Below are 21,944 nucleotides of genomic sequence, written 5' to 3' on the forward strand. Positions count from 1 at the left end.
CACGGTGCCTCCGCCCGGGACCGGCTCGACGACGGGAGAACCCAGTGCCCTACTCGCACGCGTTCCCGCCGCCCCAAGGGCTCTACGACCCCAGCCACGAGCACGATGCGTGCGGTGTGGCCTTCGTCGCGAACCTGTCGGGCGAGGCGAGCCACGAGATCGTCCGCCAGGGCGTGACCGCGCTCCTCAACCTCGACCACCGCGGAGCCGCGGGCGCCGAGACCAACTCCGGCGACGGCGCCGGCATCCTGCTCCAGGTCCCGGACGCGTTCCTGCGCGAGGTCGTGGACTTCGAGCTGCCCGGCCGCGGCGCGTACGCCGTCGGCACCGCGTTCCTGCCCGGTGACGCCGAGGCGGTGGCCGCCACGCGCCGCCGCGTCGAGGAGATCGCCGACGAGGAGGGCCTGGAGGTCCTCGGCTGGCGCGAGGTGCCGGTCGACCCCTCGCCGCTCGGCCAGACGGCGCTCGGCGTCATGCCGACCTTCGAGCAGCTCTTCGTCGCCGGCAAGGGCAGCCGGCTGACCGGCCTCGGCCTGGAGCGGATGGCCTTCTGCCTGCGCAAGCGCGCCGAGCGGGAGACCGACGTCTACTTCCCGTCGCTGTCCTCGCGCACCCTGGTCTACAAGGGCATGCTCACCCCCGCGCAGCTCGACGAGGTCTTCCCCGACCTGCGCGACGAGCGGATGACCTCGGCCATGGCCGTGGTGCACTCGCGGTTCTCGACCAACACCTTCCCGAGCTGGCCGCTCTCGCACCCGTTCCGCTACATCGCCCACAACGGCGAGATCAACACCGTCATGGGCAACCGGAACTGGATGCGGGCCCGCGAGGCGCTGCTCGAGTCCGACCTGATCCCCGGCGACCTCGAGCGGCTCTACCCGATCTGCACCCCGGGCGCCTCGGACTCCGCGTCCTTCGACGAGGTCCTCGAGCTGCTGCACATGGGCGGCCGCTCGCTGCCGCACGCCGTGCTGATGATGATCCCCGAGGCGTGGGAGAACCACGGCGAGATGGACGCCCAGCGCCGGGCGTTCTACGAGTTCCACTCCGCGATGATGGAGCCCTGGGACGGGCCCGCCTGCGTGGTCTTCACCGACGGCTCGCAGATCGGCGCCGTGCTCGACCGCAACGGCCTGCGCCCCTCGCGCTACTGGGTCACCGACGACGGCCTCGTCGTCCTGGCTTCCGAGGTCGGCGTGCTGGACATCGACCCCGCGAAGGTCGTCCGCAAGGGCCGCCTGCAGCCGGGCCGGATGTTCCTCGTCGACACCGACGAGCACCGGATCATCGAGGACGAGGAGGTCAAGGCCGAGCTGGCCGCGGAGCACCCCTACGAGGAGTGGCTGCACGCCGGTCTCGTCCACCTCGACGACATCCCCGAGCGCGAGCACATCGTGCACACCCACGCCTCGGTCACGCGTCGCCAGCAGGTCTTCGGCTACTCCCAGGAGGACCTGCGGGTCATCCTGTCGCCGATGGCCAACAGCGGCGCGGAGCCGATCGGCTCGATGGGCACCGACACGCCCATCGCGGCGCTGAGCGACAAGCCTCGGCTGCTGTTCGACTACTTCAACCAGCTCTTCGCGCAGGTGACCAACCCGCCGCTGGACGCCATCCGCGAGGAGCTCGTCACCTCGCTCAACGGCACCATCGGCCCGGAGTCGAACCTGCTCGAGCCGCAGCCGGCGTCGTGCCGGCAGGTCGTGCTGCCCTTCCCGGTCATCTCCAACGACGACCTGGCCAAGATCCGCCACATCAACCGCGACGGCGACATGCCGGGCTTCATCACCCACGTCTCCCGCGGCCTCTACGAGGTCGAGGGTGGCGGCGAGGCGCTGGCCCGCCGCATCGACGAGATCTGCGCCGAGGTCAGCAAGGCGATCTCCGAGGGCGCACGCATCATCGTGCTCTCCGACCGCCACTCGACCGCCGAGCTCGCGCCGATCCCGTCGCTGCTGCTCACCGGCGCGGTCCACCACCACCTGGTCCGGGAGAAGACCCGCACCCAGGTCGGCCTGCTCGTCGAGGCCGGCGACGTCCGCGAGGTCCACCACGTGGCCCTGCTCGTCGGGTACGGCGCCGCCGCGGTGAACCCCTACCTCGCGATGGAGTCCGTCGAGGACCTCGCCCGCGACGGCTACTACGTCACCACCGAGCCCGAGGTCGCGGTCAAGAACCTGGTCAAGGCGCTCGGCAAGGGCGTGCTCAAGGTGATGTCGAAGATGGGCGTCTCCACGGTCGCCTCCTACACCGGCGCCCAGATCTTCGAGGCCGTCGGCCTGTCCTCGTCGGTGGTCGACCGGTACTTCACCGGCACGACCTCCAAGCTCGGCGGTGTCGAGCTCGGCACCATCGCCGAGGAGGTCGCCCGGCGCCACGCCACGGCGTACCCCCGCGGCGGCATCTCGCCGACGCACCGCGAGCTGGAGACCGGCGGTGAGTACCAGTGGCGCCGCGACGGCGAGCCGCACCTGTTCGACCCCGAGACGGTCTTCCGCCTGCAGCACTCCACGCGGGCGGGTCGCTACGACGTCTTCAAGCAGTACACCGAGCGCGTCGACGAGCAGTCGGCGCGGTTGATGACGCTGCGCGGGCTCTTCCGGTTCAAGGGCGCCGAGGTCACCGGCCGCGACCCCATCCCCGTGGACGAGGTCGAGCCGGTCTCGGAGATCGTCAAGCGCTTCTCCACCGGCGCGATGTCCTACGGCTCGATCAGCCAGGAGGCGCACGAGACCCTGGCGATCGCCATGAACCGGCTCGGCGGCAAGTCGAACACCGGTGAGGGCGGCGAGGACCCCGAGCGGCTGCACGACCCCGAGCGACGCAGCGCGATCAAGCAGGTCGCGTCCGGCCGGTTCGGCGTGACCGCGGAGTACCTCACCAACGCCGACGACATCCAGATCAAGATGGCCCAGGGCGCCAAGCCCGGCGAGGGCGGCCAGCTGCCCGGCCACAAGGTCTACCCGTGGGTGGCCAAGACCCGGCACTCCACGCCGGGCGTGGGCCTGATCAGCCCGCCGCCGCACCACGACATCTACTCGATCGAGGACCTGGCGCAGCTGATCCACGACCTCAAGAACGCCAACCCGTCGGCCCGCGTCCACGTGAAGCTGGTCTCCGAGGTCGGCGTCGGCACGGTCGCGACCGGTGTGTCCAAGGCCCACGCCGACGTCGTGCTGATCTCCGGCAACGACGGCGGCACCGGCGCCTCGCCGCTGACCTCGCTCAAGCACGCCGGCGGTCCCTGGGAGCTCGGCCTGGCCGAGACCCAGCAGACCCTGCTGCTCAACAACCTGCGCGACCGCATCGTCGTGCAGGCCGACGGGCAGCTGAAGACCGGTCGCGACGTGGTCGTCGCCGCGCTGCTCGGCGCCGAGGAGTTCGGCTTCGCGACCGCGCCGCTGGTCGTCTCGGGCTGCATCATGATGCGGGTCTGCCACCTCGACACCTGCCCCGTCGGCGTCGCCACGCAGAACCCCGTCCTGCGCGAGCGGTTCAACGGCAAGGCCGAGTACGTCGTGAACTTCTTCGAGTTCATCGCCCAGGAGGTGCGCGAGTACCTCGCCGAGCTCGGCTTCCGCAGCATCGACGAGGCCGTCGGCCGGGTCGAGACGCTCGACGTGGCCGCGGCGGTCAACCACTGGAAGGCCGCCGGGCTGGACCTCACCCCGGTCCTGCACGTGCCCGAGCTGCCCGAGGGGGCGTCGCTGCGCAACACCACCAGCCAGGACCACGGGCTGGAGAAGGCGCTCGACGTCACCACGCTCGTCCCGCTGGCCGAGGCCGCGCTCGAGCGCGGCGAGCCGGTGCGGGCGCAGGTCGAGATCCGCAACGTCAACCGCACCGTCGGCACGATCCTCGGCCACGAGGTGACCAAGCGGTACGGCGGCGCCGGGCTGCCCGACGGGACGATCGACATCACCTTCACCGGCTCGGCGGGCCAGTCCTTCGGCGCGTTCGTGCCGTCGGGGATGACGCTGCGGCTCGAGGGCGACGCGAACGACTACGTCGGCAAGGGCCTCTCCGGCGGCCGGATCGTCGTGCGGCCCGACCGCTCGGCGCCGTTCCGCTCCGAGGAGCAGATCATCGCCGGCAACACCATCGGCTACGGCGCCACGTCGGGCCGGATCTTCCTGCGCGGCGGGGTCGGCGAGCGCTTCGGCGTCCGCAACTCCGGCGTGTGGGCGGTCACCGAGGGCGTGGGCGACCACGCCTGCGAGTACATGACCGGCGGCCGCGTGGTCGTCCTGGGCAAGACCGGGCGCAACTTCGCGGCCGGCATGTCCGGTGGCGTCGCGTGGGTGCTCGACCTCAAGCCGCAGCGGGTCAACACCGAGCTCGTCGAGCTCGGCCCGGTCACCGGGGACGCCGCCGCCGAGCTCGAGCAGCTGGTCCGCGAGCACCACGAGGAGACCGGGTCGGAGGTCGCGGCGTCGCTGCTGGCCGACTGGCCGGCCGCCCTGGCCCGGTTCACCGAGGTCATGCCGACCGACTACCGCAAGGTCCTCGAGGCCAAGGCGAAGGCCGAGGCCGACGGGCTGGACGAGAACGAGACCGCGAACGCGATGATGGGAGCCCTCCATGGCTGACCCGAAGGGATTCCTGAAGGAGGGTCGCGAGGTCGCGACCCGGCGCCCGGTGGACGAGCGCGTCCAGGACTGGGACGAGGTCTACCCGGGCTCGGCCGGTCGGGCGCTGCTGCCGATCATCGGCCCCCAGGCCGGCCGCTGCATGGACTGCGGCATCCCGTTCTGCCACCAGGGCTGCCCGCTGGGCAACCTCATCCCCGAGTGGAACGACCTGGTCTGGCGCGAGGACTGGGACGACGCGATCGACCGGCTCCACGCGACGAACAACTTCCCGGAGTTCACCGGCCGGCTGTGCCCCGCCCCGTGCGAGGCCGCCTGCGTCCTGGGCATCAACCAGGACCCGGTGACCATCAAGAACGTCGAGGTCACGATCGCCGACCGCGCCTTCGACTCCGGGTACGTCCGCCCGCAGCCGCCGGAGTGGCTCTCGGGCCGCACCGTCGCGGTGATCGGCTCGGGCCCGGCGGGCCTCGCCGCCGCCCAGCAGCTCACCCGGGCCGGTCACACCGTCGCCGTCTACGAGCGGGCCGACAAGATCGGCGGGCTGATGCGCTACGGCATCCCCGAGTTCAAGATGGAGAAGAAGTACCTCGACCGCCGCCTCGACCAGATGCGGCGAGAGGGCACGGTGTTCCGAGCCGGCGTCGAGGTGGGCAGCGACGCGCTGACCGCCGAGAGGCTCCGCGAGCGGTACGACGCCGTGGTCGTCGCCATCGGCTCGACCGTCCCGCGCGACCTCCAGGCCCCGGGCCGCGAGCTCGGTGGGATCCACCAGGCGATGGAGTTCCTCCCGCAGGCCAACCGGGCCGCGCTGGGGGAGACCGTCGAGGGCCAGGTCACCGCGACCGGCAAGCACGTCGTGATCATCGGCGGCGGCGACACCGGCGCGGACTGCCTCGGCACCTCCACCCGCCAGGGCGCGGCCTCGATCACCCAGCTGGAGATCATGCCCGAGCCGCCGGAGAGCCGGCCTGCGGGACAGCCGTGGCCGACGTACCCCATGACCTTCCGGGTCTCCTCGGCGCACGAGGAGGGCGGCGAGCGGGTCTACGCCGTCTCGACCAAGGAGTTCCTCGGCGACGAGGACGGCAACGTCCGCGCGCTCAAGCTCGTCGACGTGGTCTTCGAGGGCGGCAAGCTGGTCGAGATCGAGGGCACCGAGCGGGAGATCCCCGCGGAGCTGGTGCTCTTCGCGATGGGCTTCACCGGTCCCGAGCGGCCCGGGCTGGTCGAGCAGCTCGGCGTCGACCTCGACGAGCGCGGCAACGTGGCGCGCGACCTCGGCTACCAGACCTCGGTGCCGGGCGTGTTCGTCGCCGGCGACGCGGGCCGTGGGCAGTCGCTCATCGTGTGGGCGATCGCCGAGGGCCGCGCCGCCGCGGCCGCGGTCGACACCTACCTCACCGGCACGACGGCGCTGCCCGCGCCGGTCAAGCCGACCGACCGGCCGCTGATGGTCTGAGCGGGCCACCACCCGCGCCGAGCAGGGTCGGCCCGTCCGGGGAACCGGGCGGGCCGACCCTGTCGTCTTGTCCGGGGGTTCGGTGTTGGAACGTTCAAAACCTCGGTAGGCTGGGCCCGTGCGTAGAGCCAAGATCGTCTGCACCCTCGGCCCCGCGACCTCGTCGCCTCGACGGATCCGGGAGCTCGTCTACGCCGGCATGGACGTCGCCCGGCTCAACATGAGCCACGGCTCGCACGAGGACCACGCCGAGGCCTACCGGCTCGTGCGCGAGGCGGCGGACGCGAGCGGTCACGGCGTCGGCATCTTCGCCGACCTGCAGGGCCCCAAGATCCGCCTGGAGAAGTTCGCCGGCGGACCGGTCCAGCTGCGACGCGGCCAGGCGTGGACCATCACCACCCGCGACGTCCCCGGCGACGGCGAGGTCGCCGGCACGACGTACAAGGGCCTGCCGGGCGACGTGAACGTCGGCGACCCGATCCTCATCGACGACGGCAAGGTGCGCCTGCGCGTGACCGCCGTCGACGGCTCGGACGTGCACACCGAGGTGCTCGTCGGCGGCCGGGTCAGCGACAACAAGGGCATCAACCTGCCGGGCGTCGCGGTCTCGGTCCCCGCACTCTCGGACAAGGACGAGCGCGACCTGCGCTTCGCCCTCGGGCTGTGCGTCGACTTCGTCGCCCTCAGCTTCGTGCGCAGCGCCGACGACGCCGAGGACGTGCGGCGGATCATGCGCGAGGTCGGCGTCTCGGTGCCGGTCATCGCCAAGATCGAGAAGCCGCAGGCCATCGAGAACCTCGACGAGGTCGTGGCGGCCTTCGACGGCTTCATGGTCGCCCGTGGCGACCTCGGCGTCGAGTGCCCGCTCGAGGACGTGCCGTTCCTGCAGAAGCGGATCATCGAGAAGGCCCGGCTCAACGCCAAGCCCGTCATCGTCGCCACCCAGATGCTCGAGTCGATGATCGGCAACCCGGCGCCGACCCGCGCCGAGGCCTCCGACGTCGCCAACGCCGTCCTCGACGGAGCCGACGCGGTGATGCTGTCCGGCGAGACCAGCGTGGGGGAGTACCCCGTGCACACCGTCGAGACGATGGCCCGGATCGTGGAGGCCACCGAGCGCCACGCCCTCGCCGCCGAGGCGGTCGACCGCGTCTCGGCCATCGACTGGGACCCGCACACCAAGGGCGGCGTCATCGCCAAGGCCGCGCTCGAGGTCGCCGAGCGGGTCGAGGCCAAGTACGTCGTCGCCTTCACCCAGTCCGGCGACTCCGCCCGGCGCATGTCGCGCCTGCGCGGCACCGTGCCGATCCTCGCGTTCACCCCCGAGGCTCCGGTGCGCTCCCAGCTGTCGCTCTCGTGGGGCGTGGAGACCTTCAAGACCGCCTCGGTCGAGCACACCGACGAGATGGTCCGCCAGGTCGACGAGCAGCTGCTGCGGATCGGCCGCGTCGAGGAGGGCGACCTCGTCGTCATCATCGCCGGCGCGCCTCCAGGCATCCCGGGCTCGACCAACGCGCTGCGCATCCACCGCATGGGCGACGCCATCAAGGGCGTCGCGCCGGCGTACCGCCGCGCCACCTGAGCCCGGTCTCAGGACTTCGGGCCGATCAGCCGGTCGAGCCCGGCGACCGCGTCCCGGCGCGACACCGAGGTCGTCCAGCGCCCCGACCGCCGCCACGCGATGCCGGTGAGGTCGAGAGCCCACGTGCACAGGTCGTGGATGTCGTCGGACCGGTTGCTGAACTGCCACCGCGGGTAGTCGTAGCGCTTCGTCACGCCGCCGACCGTCCGCGTGGCCCAGTTGCGCACCCGCGAGCCGTCGGAGTGGAACAGCCCGCGCAGGAACGGCCCGGGATGCGCCGCGACGATCTCGCGCTGCCAGGGCTCCAGCACGATCGGCCGCTCGTGCTTGCGTCCGGGCCCGTGCTGGGGGAACAGGCAGGGCCAGTGCTTCCAGGACACGGTGATGACCACGGCGCCCGGCACGTCGCGGGTGTGTGGTCGGCCGCCAGGCTTGACCGCCCGCATGAGGTGCTGCACGCGGGCGATGTCGGCGACGTACCGGGCGTCGTCGTAGACATGCAGGGCGTGCACGCCGCGACGGCCGGTCGAGATGTGTCCGTCGCCGAGGTACCAGCCGAGCAGCTCGGCGTACGCCGCGCCGTCCAGCGCTGCGTCGTCGCACCGTGGGCACGGTGGCGCGAGGTGCGTCTGTCCACGGGGACGCCCGCGTCGCTGGTACTCCCGGCGCCACCGCCGGATGGTCTTGACGGCGACGCCGTGCGCGGCCGCGTTCTCCCGGTCGGGCATGCCGGCGTCCGAGGCGCGGAGGGCGCTCTCGACGGTCGCGATCGGACGGACGTGCGGCACGGCGGCATGCTTGCGGCCGCCGCCGACAGCCGGACACGACGAGGTGCCACGGGCGGACAGGGGTGCCGGGTGTGGGACTCGAACCCACACGCCCGTGAGGGCAGCGCATTTTGAGTGCGCCGTGTATGCCTATTCCACCAACCCGGCGAGGTGGTCGGATCGTATCGCCCTCGCACCCCTTCCCTTAAGTCGACCAGATCGCTACAGTTTTGCGCGTGACCTGGACGAGACCTTGGCGGTGGGCGGCGGAGAGCAACGAGCGGGCGGTGGCGAACGCCCGGACGGCCGCCGTCGCGTGCAGCCGGCGGCTGCTCGAGCGGGCGGAGGCCGAGGCGTGGGTCGAGAGGCTGCAGCAGGAGCGCGGCCGACGCCCCGCGTGACCGGCGCCCCACGACGTCCGCGGGACGGGCGGCGACGGCGCCGATACCCTGTGGCCCGTGACCGAGCCCGCCGCCGTCCCGAGTGCCAGCAGCACCACGCGCACCGTCGTGATCGCCGAGGACGAGGTGCTCATCCGCATGGACCTCGCCGAGATGCTCGGCGAGGAGGGGTACGACGTCGTCGGCCAGGCCGGTGACGGGGCGCTCGCGATCGAGCTCGCCCAGGAGCTGCGGCCCGACCTGGTGATCCTCGACGTCAAGATGCCGGTCCTCGACGGGATCGCCGCGGCGGAGGCGATCGCCCGCGACCGGATCGCACCGGTGGTCATCCTGACCGCGTTCTCCCAGCGCGAGCTCGTCGAGCGGGCGCGCGACGCCGGCGCGATGGCGTACCTCGTCAAGCCGTTCTCCAAGTCCGACCTGGTGCCGGCCATCGAGATGGCGGTGAGCCGGTTCTCCGAGCTCTCGATGCTCGAGGCGGAGGTCGCCGACCTGACCGAGCGGCTCGAGACGCGCAAGTCCGTCGACCGGGCCAAGGGCGTGCTGCAGCAGCAGCTCGGGCTCTCGGAGCCCGAGGCGTTCCGGTGGATCCAGAAGACCGCGATGGACCTGCGGCTCTCGATGCGACAGGTGGCCGACGGCGTCGTCGAGCACGGGCCCGGCATCGCCGGCTGACGACCTTCCGTCGTGCACCGGAGACCGCTCGACGCACCCCGGGGCGCACCCCTGGGCGCACCCCCGGGCGGCCACGGAAGCGTCGTCGCAGGTCACCGCCAGATCACGGTCCGGTAAAGCCGTGGCAAGCGCGCCCGGATGTGCCCCAGACCACCATCGGTCCCCCTAGACTCTCCGGGCGGTGCCCGCCGGGTGCCTTGGAATGGGAGGACCGGTTTGAAGTCTCGTCACCACGTCCGCACGACCGGTGCGCGGGCCGTGAGGAAGGGTCTGGTCGGCGCGCTGCTGCTGAGCCTGCTGGTCCCGTTGCTCCTGTTGTCGGGCTCCCCGAGCGCGAACGCGGCCACCTTGTGCCTCCCGAAACCGGACGAGACCGGCTGCATCAGCGGCACCGTCGGCTCCCGGGCCGAGCCCGTCGCCGGCGTCGACGTCGTCCTGCGTGACGCCGAGGGCAACGACGTCGAGACCGTGACCACCGCGGAGGACGGCAAGTTCAGCTTCGCGGTCTCCGAGGCGGGGGAGTACTTCGTCGTCCTCGACGAGGAGACGCTCCCCGACGGCCTCGAGCAGCTCCCGCCGCGGTCGGCCATCGCCGGCCCCGACGGGTCGGTCAAGGTCGCGGCCAAGCTCGGCACGTCGGTCTCGCCGATCGTCGAGGTCCGCAGCGAGGACTACGACGCCGGCGGTGAGTCGTTCACCGACCAGATCGCCCAGTCGGTCGTCAACGGCCTCCGCCTCGGCCTGCTGCTCGCGCTCGCCTCCCTCGGCCTCTCGCTCATCTACGGCACGACCGGTCTGTCGAACTTCGCCCACGCCGAGCAGGTGACGCTCGGCGGCATGGTCGCCTACGGCCTGGTCAACCTCGCCGGGATCAACCTGTGGCTCGGCATCGTGGTGACCACGGTGATCTGCGCGGCGAGCGGCTACCTCCAGGACCGCCTGCTCTGGCAACCGCTGCGACGGCGCGGGCTGGGCCTGACCCAGCTGATGATCGTGACGATCGGTCTCGCGCTGGCGGCCCAGTACGCCTACCAGTTCTTCGTCGGTGCCTCGCTGCAGAAGGTCGTGGTGCGCGACTTCGGCACCACCACCTTCGGCCCGGTGACGCTGACCAACCTGTCCTTCCTCGCGATGGGCGTCGCCATCGTGGCGATCGCGGTCGTCGGCTACGTGCTGGTGCGCACGCGCATCGGCCAGGCCACCCGCGCGGTGTCCGACAACCCCGCGCTCGCCGCCGCCTCCGGCATCGACGTGGACAAGATCATCCGGCTGGTGTGGACGGCCGCGGCCGGTCTCGCCGGCCTGGCCGGCGTGCTCTACGCGCTGGTCATCAGCAACGGCATCCGCTGGGACACCGGCATGCAGATCCTGCTGCTGCTGTTCGCCGCCGTCACCCTGGGTGGCCTCGGAACGGCCTTCGGCGCCTTCGTGGGCTCGATCATCATCGGGCTCGTGGTGGAGCTGGCCGGACCGCTGGGCGCGCCCGGTGACCTCAAGTACGCCGTTGCCCTCGGCATCCTGATCGTGCTGCTGCTGGTGAGGCCTCAGGGCATCCTCGGCCGCGCCGAGCGGGTCGGCTGAAGGGGAGAGGGACTCAACGCATGGACACCATCCTCGACATCCTCGGCGCGGTCATCCGCGAGGCGATCAGCCCCGGCACCGCCGCGGTCGCCATCGCCGTCATCGGCCTCAACCTGCACTTCGGCTACACCGGCCTGCTGAACTTCGGCCAGTCCGGCTTCATGCTGCTCGGTGCGTACGGCTTCGCCATCTCGCTGGTCCACGACATCCCGCTGCCGCTCGCGGTGCTGATCGGCCTGGGCCTGGCGTTCGTCTTCGCCCTGGTGCTCGGCATACCGACGCTCCAGCTGCGCGGTGACTACCTCGCGATCGTCACGATCTCGGCGGCGGAGATCATCAGGTTCGTCGGACGCCTGGCGAACCTCAAGGACCTCACCGGTGGCGCCCAGGGCATCCAGGGCCGCACCTACCAGCCGGCGTTCGTCGACCTGTCGTTCTTCGGCGACGGCTCCTTCACGCTGGTGCCCTTCAACTACACCGACGTGGCCGACGGTGCCGGCTGGGTCCGCGCGCTCGGCGGCCTGGTCTTCGCGGCCTGCGTCGTCGCGGTCGTCGTGCTCGTACGCCGCGCCAAGCGCGCCGACGACCCGGCCGCGGCTCCCGCCGAGCGGCGCCGCGGGCTGGTGCACAAGCTGCTCGTCGCGCTGATCGTGGTGATCGGCCTCTACGCCGTGTTCTTCGCGATGCCGGTCACCTACGGCCGCTCCGGCGTCAACGGCTGGTGGGTCCGCGCGGTCGCCTGGACGCTCGTGGCGCTCAGCACCCTCGTGGTCTACCTGCTGGTCCGCAGCCCGTGGGGCCGTCTGCTGCGGGGTGTCCGCGAGGACGAGGACGCGATGCGCAGCCTCGGTCGCAACGTCTTCGCGATCAAGATGCAGTCGCTGGTCATCGGCGGACTGTTCGGCGCGCTGGGCGGCATGGTCTACGTGCTCGCCTCGACGGTGCAGCCGGACGCGCTCGGCCGCCAGATCACGTTCTTCGCCTACACCGCGCTGCTGCTCGGCGGTGCTGCGACGATCCTCGGCCCGGTGCTCGGCACCGTGCTGTTCTTCTCCGCGCGCATCCTCATCCGCGAGTCGGCGCGTGCCTACGTCCCCGACAGCGTGATGAGCACCCAGCAGACCGAGCAGTTCTCGTTCATCATCGTCGGTGTCGCGCTGGTCCTGCTCGTGATCTTCCGACCGCAGGGAATCCTGGGCAACAAGAGGGAGCTCCGGTTCAATGTCTGAGACCACCATCGGCACGTCGTCCCTGGCGGACCCCGCCGCGCGTCGTGCCCTCATGTCCGGCGTCACGCCGGAGCCCGGGTCGGCCAAGCGCGACCCGATCCTCAAGGTCGACAAGATCGAGCGGCGCTTCGGCGGCATCACCGCCGTCGACGTCGAGCACCTCGAGGTCCAGCGCGGCATCATCACCGCGCTCATCGGCCCCAACGGCGCCGGCAAGACGACGTTCTTCAACCTGATCACCGGCTTCGACAAGCCCAGCTCCGCCGGCTCCGGCGCGCACTGGGAGTTCGACGGCCGGGCGCTGGACAAGACGTCGGCCTCGAGCGTCGCCCAGGCCGGCATGGTCCGCACCTTCCAGCTCACCAAGTCCCTGAACCGGATGACGGTGATGGACAACATGATGCTGGGGGCGCAGGGCCAGGCCGGCGAGAACCTGCTCAAGTCGGTCTTCAAGCCGCTGTGGCGCGGCCAGGAGAAGGCTGTCGAGGAGAAGGCCCGCGAGCTCCTCGCCCGGTTCAAGCTGCTGGAGAAGAAGGACGACTACGCCGGCAGCCTCTCCGGCGGGCAGCGCAAGCTGCTGGAGATGGCCCGGGCGCTGATGAGCGACCCGAAGATGATCATGCTCGACGAGCCGATGGCCGGGGTGAACCCGGCGCTGACGCAGTCGCTGCTGGGCCACATCCAGTCGCTGCGCGACGAGGGGATGACCGTGCTGTTCGTCGAGCACGACATGCACGTCGTCCGCCACATCTCCGACTGGGTCGTCGTCATGGCCGAGGGTCGGGTCGTCGCCGAGGGCCCGGCCGACACGGTGATGTCGAACCAGGCCGTCATCGACGCCTACCTCGGCGCCCACCACGACACCGACCTCGGTGACGACGAGGTCCTCAGCGAGAGCGCCCTCGAGGAGATCGAGGCGGAGGTGCGCGCCGACGAGGCCGCGCACGAGAAGCACGAGGGAGACAAGCCGTGACCCAGACCCAGACCGCCTCGCCGTCGGCGGGCTCCCAGCAGGCCGTCATCGAGGCCAAGGACCTGGTGGCCGGCTACCTGCCGGGCGTCAACATCCTCAACGGCTGCAGCCTGGTCGCCCACCCCGGCGAGATGATCGGCATCATCGGGCCGAACGGCGCCGGCAAGTCCACGCTGCTCAAGGCGATGTTCGGCCTGGTCAAGATCCACTCCGGCAGCGTCACGCTGCACGGCGAGGACATCACCAACAACCGGGCCAACCGGCTGGTCCAGATGGGCGTCGGCTTCGTGCCGCAGACCAACAACGTGTTCCCGTCGCTGACCATCGAGGAGAACCTGCGGATGGGGCTGTTCCTGCGCCCCAAGAAGCTGCAGGAGCGGCTCGGTGCGATGTGGGACCTGTTCCCGACGCTGCACGAGCGCCGCGACCGCAGCGCCGGTGCGCTCTCCGGTGGTGAGCGGCAGTCGCTCGCGATGGCCCGCGCGCTGATGATGGAGCCGAAGGTGCTCCTGCTCGACGAGCCCTCCGCCGGCCTCTCGCCGGTCCGTCAGGACGAGACGTTCATCCGCACGCGCCAGATCAACAAGACCGGTGTCTGCGTGGTCATGGTCGAGCAGAACGCCCGCCGCTGCCTGCAGATCTGCGACCGCGGCTACGTCCTCGACCAGGGCCGGGACGCCTACACGGGCACCGGCCGCGAGCTGGCCAACGACCCCAAGGTGATCGAGCTGTACCTCGGCACGCTCGCCAAGGACGTCGACGAGCAGCGCCAGGGCGGCGAGGCCTGAGGGCCACCGCCCGGCGGCGTACGCCGCCTGCTCGACGTCACGAGCCGCCCACCCGGTCCCGGGTGGGCGGCTCCGTCGTTCCCGCCCGTTCCGCACGGTCCCTCGCCGGGTGTCTCCGACCGCCCGCCGCTCATGCAACGCGACGTTCGCTGCTGTGTCGGCACGCTGCAACGTGCCGACAGAGCAGCGAACCTGTCGTGACATGGGCCAGGGCCGACCGGGGAAGGCCGACCACGGGACCGGGTCCGGCCCAGGGGCGGGTGCCGTCGCGGGAGTCTCCGGACATGCAACAGGGCCCCGGACCGAAGAGGTCCGGGGCCCTGCTGGTGGAGCGGGATCACCCGCCACCGATGACCGTGGGGTCAGGAGGTCACTTGGTGCCCTCGACGGTGGTGGAGAGGGTGTTCTTGTTGCCGGCGTCGTAGGTGTAGATGCCGACGAACGCGGAGGACGGGTCGTTCTCCTCGTCGATCGGACCGATGCCCGACGGGCCGGTGTAGCGGATCTCCGAGCCCTCCTCGAGCAGCGCGACGCAGTCGGCGAAGGAGGAGCACTCCTCGCCGTCCGAGGCGCCCGAGACGTCCGCGTAGTTCTTCTGGATGGTGACCGGGTCGGTCGCGCCGCCCTTGATCGCCGCGAGGGCGCCGAGGATCACGGCGTCGTAGGACTCGGCCGCGTAGGCGTAGTCGGTGAGCTCCTCACCGTTGACCTGCTGGTTCCACCCCTGGAGGAGGTCCTTGAAGTCGTCCGAGGCGTCGGCACCCGGGATGGTGCCCTGGGCGCCCTCCATCGTGCCCTCGGGGAAGTCCTCCGAGTAGTCGGCGGTGTTGCCGTCGGTCAGGTAGGTCTTGGACATGTCCCAGCCCTGCGAGACGAGCTCGGGCACGATCGCCTTGGTCTCGTCGAACGCGAGGATGACGATCGCGTCGGGGTTGGTGGCCAGCGCCGCGCTCACGTCGGAGGAGAACGTCGTCTGGCCGGCCGGGAACTCGTTGCCGTCGCCCTTGCAGCCGTAGGTGCACTCGCCGCCGGAGCCCTCGAGGGTCTCCTGGACCGCGTTGCGCAGACCCGTGCCGTAGGTGTCGCTGAAGACGAGGAACGCGACGCGGGAGTAGCCGTCGCTCGAGATCAGCGTGCCGAGCGCGGAGCCCTGGATGCCGTCCGGCGGGGCGGTGCGGAAGTAGAAGTCCGAGTAGCCCGACAGGTCGACCGCGGTGTTCGCGGGGGAGACCTGGACGATCTTGGCGTCGGTGAAGGTGTCGACCACGTTCAGCGAGACGCTGGAGGACGCGGCGCCGACGACGAGCGAGGGCTTGGCGTTGACCAGCTTGTCGGCCGACGCCGTGCTCACGGCGAGGTCGGTGGTGTCACCGGAGTCGAGGACCTGGTGGCAGGCCTCGGCGCCGTTGACGCCGCCCGCGGCGTTGATCTCGGAGACGGCCAGGCCGACGCCCGCGATCTCCGGCGGGCCGAGGTAGGCCAGGTTGCCGGTCAGGGGCAGGATGCCGCCGACCTTGTAGGTGTCGGCGCTCGACGTGCCGTTGCCGCACTTGTCGTTCGTGAACTCGCCCGAGGGCGCGCCGGAGGAGGACTCCGACGTCGACGCGCTGGGGGTGTCGTTGGCTGCGGGCTCGTTCTCGTCCTCGGAGCCGCAGGCAGCCAGGGCGAGGGACAGCACGGCGGTGCCGGCCATCAGCTTCACCCAGGACGCGGTGGTGGTTCGATTCACGTGGTGAACCTTTCTGTCAGGTTGGTGCACTAACCGCAGGTTCCCGACCCCCGGGAGGCCGGTCATGGCTCGGTCACCGTAGGACCGGCCGCCGGGCGGTGTGTCGAACGGCACCCTCTCGTCACCAAACCGTTACGTCAACGACTCCGGGCGGCGCGCCCCGGGGGACGCACGTCACAGCCCCGGCCTCGCCGGACCGGTCCGGAGGCGAGGGCGAGGGCGAGGGCGGGAGGGCGCTCAGCGGACGGCGACGACGAGCTGGACGAGCAGCGGTGCGACGACCAGGGCCGGCAGCAGGTCGGCAACGGGCACGTCGCGGACCCGCAGGAGGCGCAGGGCGACCCCGACGAGCAGGAGGCCGCCGGTCGCGGTGACCGCGGCGAGGTGGGCGTCGGGCAGCACGCCGCCCAGCGCGACGCCGACGAGCGTGAGCGAGCCCTGGACGACCACGACGGTGATCGAGGCGGCGAGCACGCCCCACCCGAAGGACGCCGCGAACGCGATCGCGGCGAACCCGTCGAGCGCGGACTTCAAGAAGAGCTGGTCGGCGCCGTTGCCGAGGCCGTCCTCGAGCGAGCCGAGGATCGTGAGCGGACCGGTGCAGAAGATCAGCGAGGAGACGACGAAGCCCTCGACGAACCGCTGCCGCTCCACCGACCCGCGGTCGCCCGCCAGGGCGCGCTGCAGCCAGCCGCCGAGCGACTCGACCCGCTGCTCGAGCCGCAGCAGCGAGCCGGCGATGCCGCCGAGCAGGAGGGCGCCGAGCACGATGAGCATCGGGGCGCTGCCACCGACCGCGTCGGACAGGTCGACGTCGAGCACGGCCATCGCCGACGTACCCGCGATGAGCAGGGTGACCAGGCCGAGGCCGTCGGTGACGACCTCGCGGGTCCGCACCGGCAGCCGGTTGCCGAGCAGCAGCCCGACGAGGCCGCCGGCGAGCACCGCGAGGACGTTGACCAGCGTTCCGACTCCGGGGACCACGGTTCTCCTGACACGAGTCTGACAAGACCGGCGCTGGGAGCGTAGTCTCGCCCGAGCAGGTCGGGTCCTCGGGGACCGGACGCCGACCGGTTGGTTCCGTCGTCGGTCCGCTCAGGGCTGGGGGAAGGCAGGGGCACCATGCACCGCTCAGTGGTGACGTTGCGGTGCGCCGAGCTCACGGACGCGCCGATGCTGGCGGACCTGTGGGCCGACGCGCTGCGCCGGGCCGACCGGCACGACCAGGTCGCCGACGTCGAGCTGGTCGTCAAGGCCGCCGCGCAGTCGCCCGAGCAGCGCATCGTGGTGGCGGAGTACGACGGCAACCCCGCCGGCGCCGTCCTCCTGCGCGTCACGACGCTGAGCCCGTTGAACCTCGACCTCACCGTGCAGGCCCTCTCGCCGCACGTGCTGCCGAAGTACCGCCGCCACGGCGTGGGCCGGGCGCTCATGGAGGCGGCCGTGACGTTCGCGGAGGAGCAGGGCGTCGGCCACGTCGCGACGGCCGCGACCTCGGGCTCGCGGGACGCCAACCGGTTCATGGCCCGGCTCGGGCTGGGACCCCAGGCGGTGCTCCGCGTGGCCAGCACGCACGCGCTGCGCGCCCGGCTGACCGCGCTGCGCCCCGCGCACGAGCGCGGTGGCCGCCAGCTCACCCAGGTGCTGGCCGCCCGCCGCTCGCAGCGGCGCTCCCAGACCGCGGGCTAGAGCCCGACGCGCTCCTTGGGCACCAGGGCGCAGGTGATCCGCGAGGTGCACACGCGCTTGCCGCGCTCGTCGGTGATGACGATCTCGTAGGACGCCGACGTGCGGCCCAGGTGGATCGCGGTGGCGACGCCGGTGACGAGGCCGGAGGTCGCCGAGCGGTGGTGCGTCGCGTTGATGTCGACGCCGACGGGGACCCGGTCGGGGTAGGCGTGCAGGCCGGAGCCGATCGAGCCCAGGCTCTCGGCGAGCACGACGGAGGCGCCGCCGTGGAGCAGGCCGTACGGCTGGCCGTTGCCCTCGACCGGCATCGTGGCCACCACGCGCTCGGCGGACAGCTCGAGCAGCTCGATGCCCATCTTCTCGTTCAGCGTGCCCATGCCGTGCGGCATCTGCGCCAGGTACTCCTCGACGTCCATGCGGGCATTCTTGCCGACCCCCGCGCTGTCGGTGACGGCGGATAGAGTCGACGGGTGCCCGACGCTCCCACCTCGGCCGCGATCCCGCGCCTGCTCCTGCTCGACGGCCACTCCCTGGCCTACCGCGCGTTCTTCGCGCTGCCGGTCGAGAACTTCTCGACCACGACCGGTCAGCACACCAACGCCGTCTACGGCTTCACCTCGATGCTCATCAACGTGCTGCGCGACGAGCAGCCCACGCACCTCGCCGTCGCCTTCGACGTCTCGCGGCAGACCTTCCGCATGGAGGAGTACGCCGAGTACAAGGCCAAGCGGGCCAAGACGCCGTCGGAGTTCGGCAGCCAGCTGCCGCTCATCGAGGAGGTCCTCGACGCGCTGCGCATCCCGTTCCTGAAGAAGGACGGCTACGAGGCCGACGACATCATCGCCACGCTGACGACCCAGGCGCTCGCCGACGGGATGGAGGTGCTGATCCTCACCGGCGACCGCGACTCCCTGCAGCTGGTGACCGACCGCTCCACGGTGCTCTACCCGATGCGCGGCGTCTCCGACCTCGCGCGGATGACGCCCGAGGCGGTCGAGGCGAAGTACGGCGTGCCCCCGCACCGCTACCCCGAGATCGCGGCGATCGTCGGGGAGACCTCCGACAACCTGCCCGGCGTGCCGGGCGTCGGCGTCGGGTTCGCAGCGAAGTGGATCAACACCTACGACGGGCTCGACAACGTCATCACCCACGCCGACAAGATCACCGGCAAGAAGGGCGAGGCGCTGCGCGCCCACCTCGGCGACGTCATCCGCAACCGCCGGCTCAACGCGCTCGTGCGCGACCTCGACCTCGACCTCGCCCCGGCGGACATGGCGATCCGGCCGTGGGACCGCCAGGAGGTGCACACCCTCTTCGACGGCCTGGAGTTCCGCGTCCTGCGCGACCGGCTCTTCGAGACGCTGAGCTCGGAGGAGGAGATCGACGACTCCGGGTTCGACGTCGCGATGAGCGTGCTCGGCGCCGGCGAGCTCGCGGGCTGGCTGGCCGAGCACGCCGCCGGTGGTGACCGCGTCGGCGTGCACGTCGCGGGCCGCTGGGGCGCCGGGACCGGCGACGTCGACGCGCTCGCGCTAGCCACGGTCGAGGGCGCGGCGGCGTACCTCACCGCCGAGACGATGGACCCCGCCGACGAGGAGGCGCTGCGCGCCTGGCTGGCCGACCCGGCGCGGCTCAAGGTGCTGCACGACGCCAAGGGCCCGATCCTGGCGCTCGACGCGTGGGGGATGCCGCTGGCCGGCCTGTCCCGGGACACCGCGTTGTCGGCGTACCTGGCCCGGCCCGACCAGCGCTCCTACGACCTCGCCGACCTCACCGTCCGCTACCTCAAGCGCGAGCTGCGCACCGGCGCGGCCGACGACGGCCAGCTCAGCCTCGACGGGCTGACCGACGAGGCGGCCGGCCAGGTCGAGATGCTCCACGCCCGCGCGGTCCTCGATCTCGCGGCGGCGCTCGACGAGGAGCTCGCCGACCGCGGCGGCACCCGCCTGCTCGAGGACATCGAGCTGCCGCTGGTCGACCTGCTGGCCGCCATGGAGCGCACCGGCATCGCGGTCGACACCGAGCACCTCGAGGACCTCGAGCGCCACTTCGCCGGCGAGGTGAAGCTGGCGGCCGAGGACGCGTTCGCGGTCATCGGCAAGGAGATCAACCTCGGGTCGCCCAAGCAGCTGCAGGTGGTGCTCTTCGACGAGCTCGACATGCCGAAGACCAAGCGCACGAAGACCGGCTACACCACCGACGCCGACGCGCTGCAGGCGCTCTACGTCAAGACCGAGCACCCGTTCCTGCTGCACCTGCTGCGGCACCGCGACGTCGCCCGGCTGCGCCAGACCATCGAGGGGCTGCTCAAGACGGTCGCGCCGGACGGCCGGATCCACACGACGTTCAACCAGACGATCGCCGCGACCGGCCGGCTCTCCAGCACCGACCCGAACCTGCAGAACATCCCGATCCGCACCGAGGAGGGGCGCCGGATCCGCGAGGCGTTCGTCGTCGGCCCCGGCCACGAGTCGCTGATGACGGCCGACTACAGCCAGGTCGAGATGCGGATCATGGCGCACCTGTCGGAGGACGCCCTGCTCATCGACGCGTTCCGCTCCGGCCACGACTTCCACTCCGTGACCGCCGCCCGGGTCTTCGACGTGCCGGCCGAGGAGGTCGGCCCGGAGCAGCGCGCCAAGATCAAGGCGATGAACTACGGCCTGGCCTACGGGCTGTCGGCCTACGGCCTGGGCCAGCAGCTGACGATCGACCCGGCCGAGGCGCGGGTGCTGATGGATGAGTACTTCGAGACCTTCGGCGGCATCCGCGACTACCTCGGCGGCGTGGTCGACGAGGCGCGGCGCACCGGCTACACCGAGACCATCTACGGCCGCCGGCGCTACCTGCCCGACCTCACCAGCGACAACCGCCAGCGGCGGGAGATGGCCGAGCGGATGGCGCTCAACGCGCCGATCCAGGGCTCCGCGGCCGACCTGATCAAGATCGCGATGCTCAACGTCGACAAGGCGATCCGCGAGGCCGGCCTGGCGTCGCGGATGCTGCTGCAGGTCCACGACGAGCTCGTGCTCGAGGTGGCGGCGGGGGAGCGCGAGGCGCTCGAGGAGCTGGTACGCCGCGAGATGGCCGGCGCCGCGGACCTCGCCGTCCCCCTCGACGTCTCGGTCGGCACCGGCCGCAGCTGGCACGAGGCCGCGCACTAGCCGGACGAGCGGGGTCCGCTCAGGCGGTCGCGTCGGCCGGTTCGCGGTCGAGGGCGGCCGGTCGGCCGACCAGCGCGACGGTGACGAGCACGAGGAACAGGGCCGCGTCGAGGCCGAGCACGAGGGCGACCAGACCCTCGACCGAGTGCACGAACGGCGCGCTGCACAGGAGTGCGACCAGGGTCACCCAGATCGCCAGGATGGTGCGCCACTGCTGGCGGGCGAGCGCGGAGTAGAGCAGCAGCTGCACCATCGAGAGCAGGGTGCCGACCAGCGCGAAGAGCCACAGCAGGTCCTTGACCTCCTCGAAGTCCGAGCCGCCCACGAAGACGAGCGCGAGGTCGGGGAGCAGCAGCGTGCCGCCCATCCCGCACAGGCCCAGGCCCAGTGCGACCAGGAGCGCCTTGACCAGCGTGCTGCTGTCCGCGCCCCGGGTCGCCATCGACGGGAAGGCGATGACCGAGACGAACTGGGGGAGGAAGAGGATCGCCTTGACCAGGATCAGGCCGCCGGCGTAGAGGCCGGCGGTGTGGTCGTCGAGCACCGCGCGGGCCAGCAGGATGTCGGCGTTGGAGAGCGCGAAGAAGGCCAGCAGCGCCTGGCTGCTGCCCGCGACCTCGCGCATCAGCCCACCGGCGGACACGTCCGCGGAGGCGGCGGGCGGACGCTCGCGGCGGAGGGCGACGTACCCGATGAGCACCGGGAGCCACGCGCCGATCGCGACGCCGAGGACGGCGGCGAACTCGGTGCGCCACACCAGCAGGAAACCGACGCCGGCCACCACGCGGCCGACGCCCTGGGCGAGGTAGATGAGCGCGAGCGGCCCCCAGCGGCGCTCGCCCTGCAGCACACCGGCCTGGCCGCCCATCACGGTGAGCGGGGCGGCGGTGATCGCCACGAGCAGCGCGGTCGGGATGCTGTCGAGGCGCAGCACCGCGTCGAGGACCGGCGCGAGCGCGACCAGCACGAGCGCGAGCACGGCGGCGCTGCGGTAGGACACCGTGAGCACGACGCGCTCGACGGCCGCGGCGGACTCCGGCGACGCCGAGATCCGGCGCGCCCCGGTCGCCTGCAGTCCGAGGGAGAGCACGTTGACCACGAGCAGGACGCCCATGATCGCGGAGAAGGCACCGAAGTCGCTGGGGCCGACGAGGTGCGCGACGAGCACGGTGTAGCCGTACGTCGCGACGTTCATGACGGCCATGGCGACGGCGATCGCGGCGCCGCTCCTCAGCAGCGCCCGGAAGCCGCCGGAGGTCTCTGACACGCGGGGAAGCCTAAGGGGCGGCCCGCCGGGATCGTCGGGGGATGGTTG

16 protein-coding genes and 1 tRNA gene are annotated in these 21,944 nt (G+C 71.6%); 11 read left to right on the plus strand and 6 right to left on the minus strand.

Annotated elements, in window-relative coordinates; genetic code table 11:
• The first annotated feature begins 44 nt into the window (after positions 1-44).
• The 3 genes from gltB (at position 45) to pyk (ending at position 7,633) form a co-directional block, all read left to right on the plus strand.
• On the plus strand, positions 45-4,589 hold the full coding sequence (gltB, locus tag QWY28_RS08990; RefSeq protein WP_300952156.1) for a glutamate synthase large subunit: 4,545 nt from the start codon (positions 45-47) through the stop codon (positions 4,587-4,589).
• Entirely contained in the window at positions 4,582-6,051 is a 1,470-nt protein-coding gene (locus QWY28_RS08995; protein WP_300952158.1) for a glutamate synthase subunit beta, read from the plus strand. Before gltB ends, QWY28_RS08995 begins: the two co-directional genes overlap by 8 nt.
• 118 nt (positions 6,052-6,169) lie before the next feature.
• Positions 6,170-7,633: a pyruvate kinase gene (gene pyk / locus QWY28_RS09000; RefSeq protein ID WP_300952160.1), complete on the plus strand. Its 1,464-nt coding sequence runs from the start codon at positions 6,170-6,172 to the stop codon at positions 7,631-7,633.
• Positions 7,634-7,641: 8 nt separating this feature from the next.
• Here pyk and QWY28_RS09005 read toward each other — a convergent pair whose 3' ends face one another.
• Positions 7,642-8,421 (minus strand): transcriptional regulator, encoded by a 780-nt coding sequence (locus tag QWY28_RS09005; RefSeq protein WP_300952162.1) that lies wholly within the window; start codon positions 8,419-8,421, stop codon positions 7,642-7,644.
• Positions 8,422-8,484: 63 nt separating this feature from the next.
• A tRNA-Leu gene (locus tag QWY28_RS09010) sits at positions 8,485-8,568 on the minus strand.
• Positions 8,569-8,636: 68 nt separating this feature from the next.
• Between QWY28_RS09010 and QWY28_RS09015 the strand changes: the two genes are divergently transcribed.
• From QWY28_RS09015 to QWY28_RS09040, 6 genes are all read left to right on the plus strand, one after another.
• Positions 8,637-8,801 (plus strand): hypothetical protein, encoded by a 165-nt coding sequence (locus tag QWY28_RS09015; RefSeq protein ID WP_300952164.1) that lies wholly within the window; start codon positions 8,637-8,639, stop codon positions 8,799-8,801.
• Between the two features lie 57 nt (positions 8,802-8,858).
• Positions 8,859-9,476: an ANTAR domain-containing response regulator gene (locus tag QWY28_RS09020; RefSeq protein ID WP_300952165.1), complete on the plus strand. Its 618-nt coding sequence runs from the start codon at positions 8,859-8,861 to the stop codon at positions 9,474-9,476.
• A 258-nt stretch (positions 9,477-9,734) separates the two neighbouring features.
• Positions 9,735-11,057, plus strand: coding sequence for an ABC transporter permease subunit (locus QWY28_RS09025; protein WP_300952166.1), 1,323 nt, complete (start codon positions 9,735-9,737; stop codon positions 11,055-11,057).
• Positions 11,058-11,077: 20 nt separating this feature from the next.
• A complete protein-coding gene (locus tag QWY28_RS09030) occupies positions 11,078-12,286 on the plus strand; it encodes a branched-chain amino acid ABC transporter permease (RefSeq protein WP_300952168.1) in 1,209 nt (402 codons plus the stop codon).
• The gene (locus QWY28_RS09035) at positions 12,279-13,259 is read left to right on the plus strand and encodes an ABC transporter ATP-binding protein (RefSeq protein WP_300952169.1); all 981 of its coding nucleotides are present in this window, start codon (positions 12,279-12,281) and stop codon (positions 13,257-13,259) included. Before QWY28_RS09030 ends, QWY28_RS09035 begins: the two co-directional genes overlap by 8 nt.
• On the plus strand, positions 13,256-14,047 hold the full coding sequence (locus QWY28_RS09040; RefSeq protein ID WP_300952170.1) for an ABC transporter ATP-binding protein: 792 nt from the start codon (positions 13,256-13,258) through the stop codon (positions 14,045-14,047). The genes QWY28_RS09035 and QWY28_RS09040 overlap by 4 nt, the downstream gene beginning before the upstream one ends.
• Positions 14,048-14,417: 370 nt before the next feature.
• On the opposite strand, the gene QWY28_RS09045 is transcribed toward QWY28_RS09040, so the two are convergent.
• Both QWY28_RS09045 and QWY28_RS09050 read right to left on the minus strand, forming a co-directional pair.
• Complete coding sequence (locus QWY28_RS09045) at positions 14,418-15,776, minus strand: ABC transporter substrate-binding protein (RefSeq protein WP_300952171.1); 1,359 nt, start codon at positions 15,774-15,776, stop codon at positions 14,418-14,420.
• Between the two features lie 237 nt (positions 15,777-16,013).
• Positions 16,014-16,760, minus strand: coding sequence for a DUF554 domain-containing protein (locus QWY28_RS09050; RefSeq protein ID WP_300952172.1), 747 nt, complete (start codon positions 16,758-16,760; stop codon positions 16,014-16,016).
• Positions 16,761-16,898: 138 nt separating this feature from the next.
• On the opposite strand from QWY28_RS09050, the gene QWY28_RS09055 reads away from it, so the two are divergent.
• Entirely contained in the window at positions 16,899-17,465 is a 567-nt protein-coding gene (locus QWY28_RS09055; protein WP_300952173.1) for a GNAT family N-acetyltransferase, read from the plus strand.
• On the opposite strand, the gene QWY28_RS09060 is transcribed toward QWY28_RS09055, so the two are convergent.
• The gene (locus QWY28_RS09060) at positions 17,462-17,881 is read right to left on the minus strand and encodes a PaaI family thioesterase (RefSeq protein ID WP_300952174.1); all 420 of its coding nucleotides are present in this window, start codon (positions 17,879-17,881) and stop codon (positions 17,462-17,464) included. The genes QWY28_RS09055 and QWY28_RS09060 overlap by 4 nt on opposite strands.
• A gap of 54 nt (positions 17,882-17,935) precedes the next feature.
• Between QWY28_RS09060 and polA the strand changes: the two genes are divergently transcribed.
• On the plus strand, positions 17,936-20,629 hold the full coding sequence (gene polA, locus QWY28_RS09065; RefSeq protein ID WP_300952175.1) for a DNA polymerase I: 2,694 nt from the start codon (positions 17,936-17,938) through the stop codon (positions 20,627-20,629).
• Between the two features lie 19 nt (positions 20,630-20,648).
• Here polA and QWY28_RS09070 read toward each other — a convergent pair whose 3' ends face one another.
• Positions 20,649-21,896 carry an oligosaccharide flippase family protein gene (locus QWY28_RS09070; RefSeq protein ID WP_300952176.1) on the minus strand — a complete coding sequence of 416 codons (1,248 nt, stop codon included), beginning with the start codon at positions 21,894-21,896 and terminating at the stop codon, positions 20,649-20,651.
• Positions 21,897-21,944 lie beyond the last annotated feature (48 nt).

It is taken from the genome of Nocardioides oceani (assembly GCF_030412965.1).
In the GTDB taxonomy this organism is placed as follows: domain Bacteria; phylum Actinomycetota; class Actinomycetes; order Propionibacteriales; family Nocardioidaceae; genus Nocardioides; species Nocardioides oceani.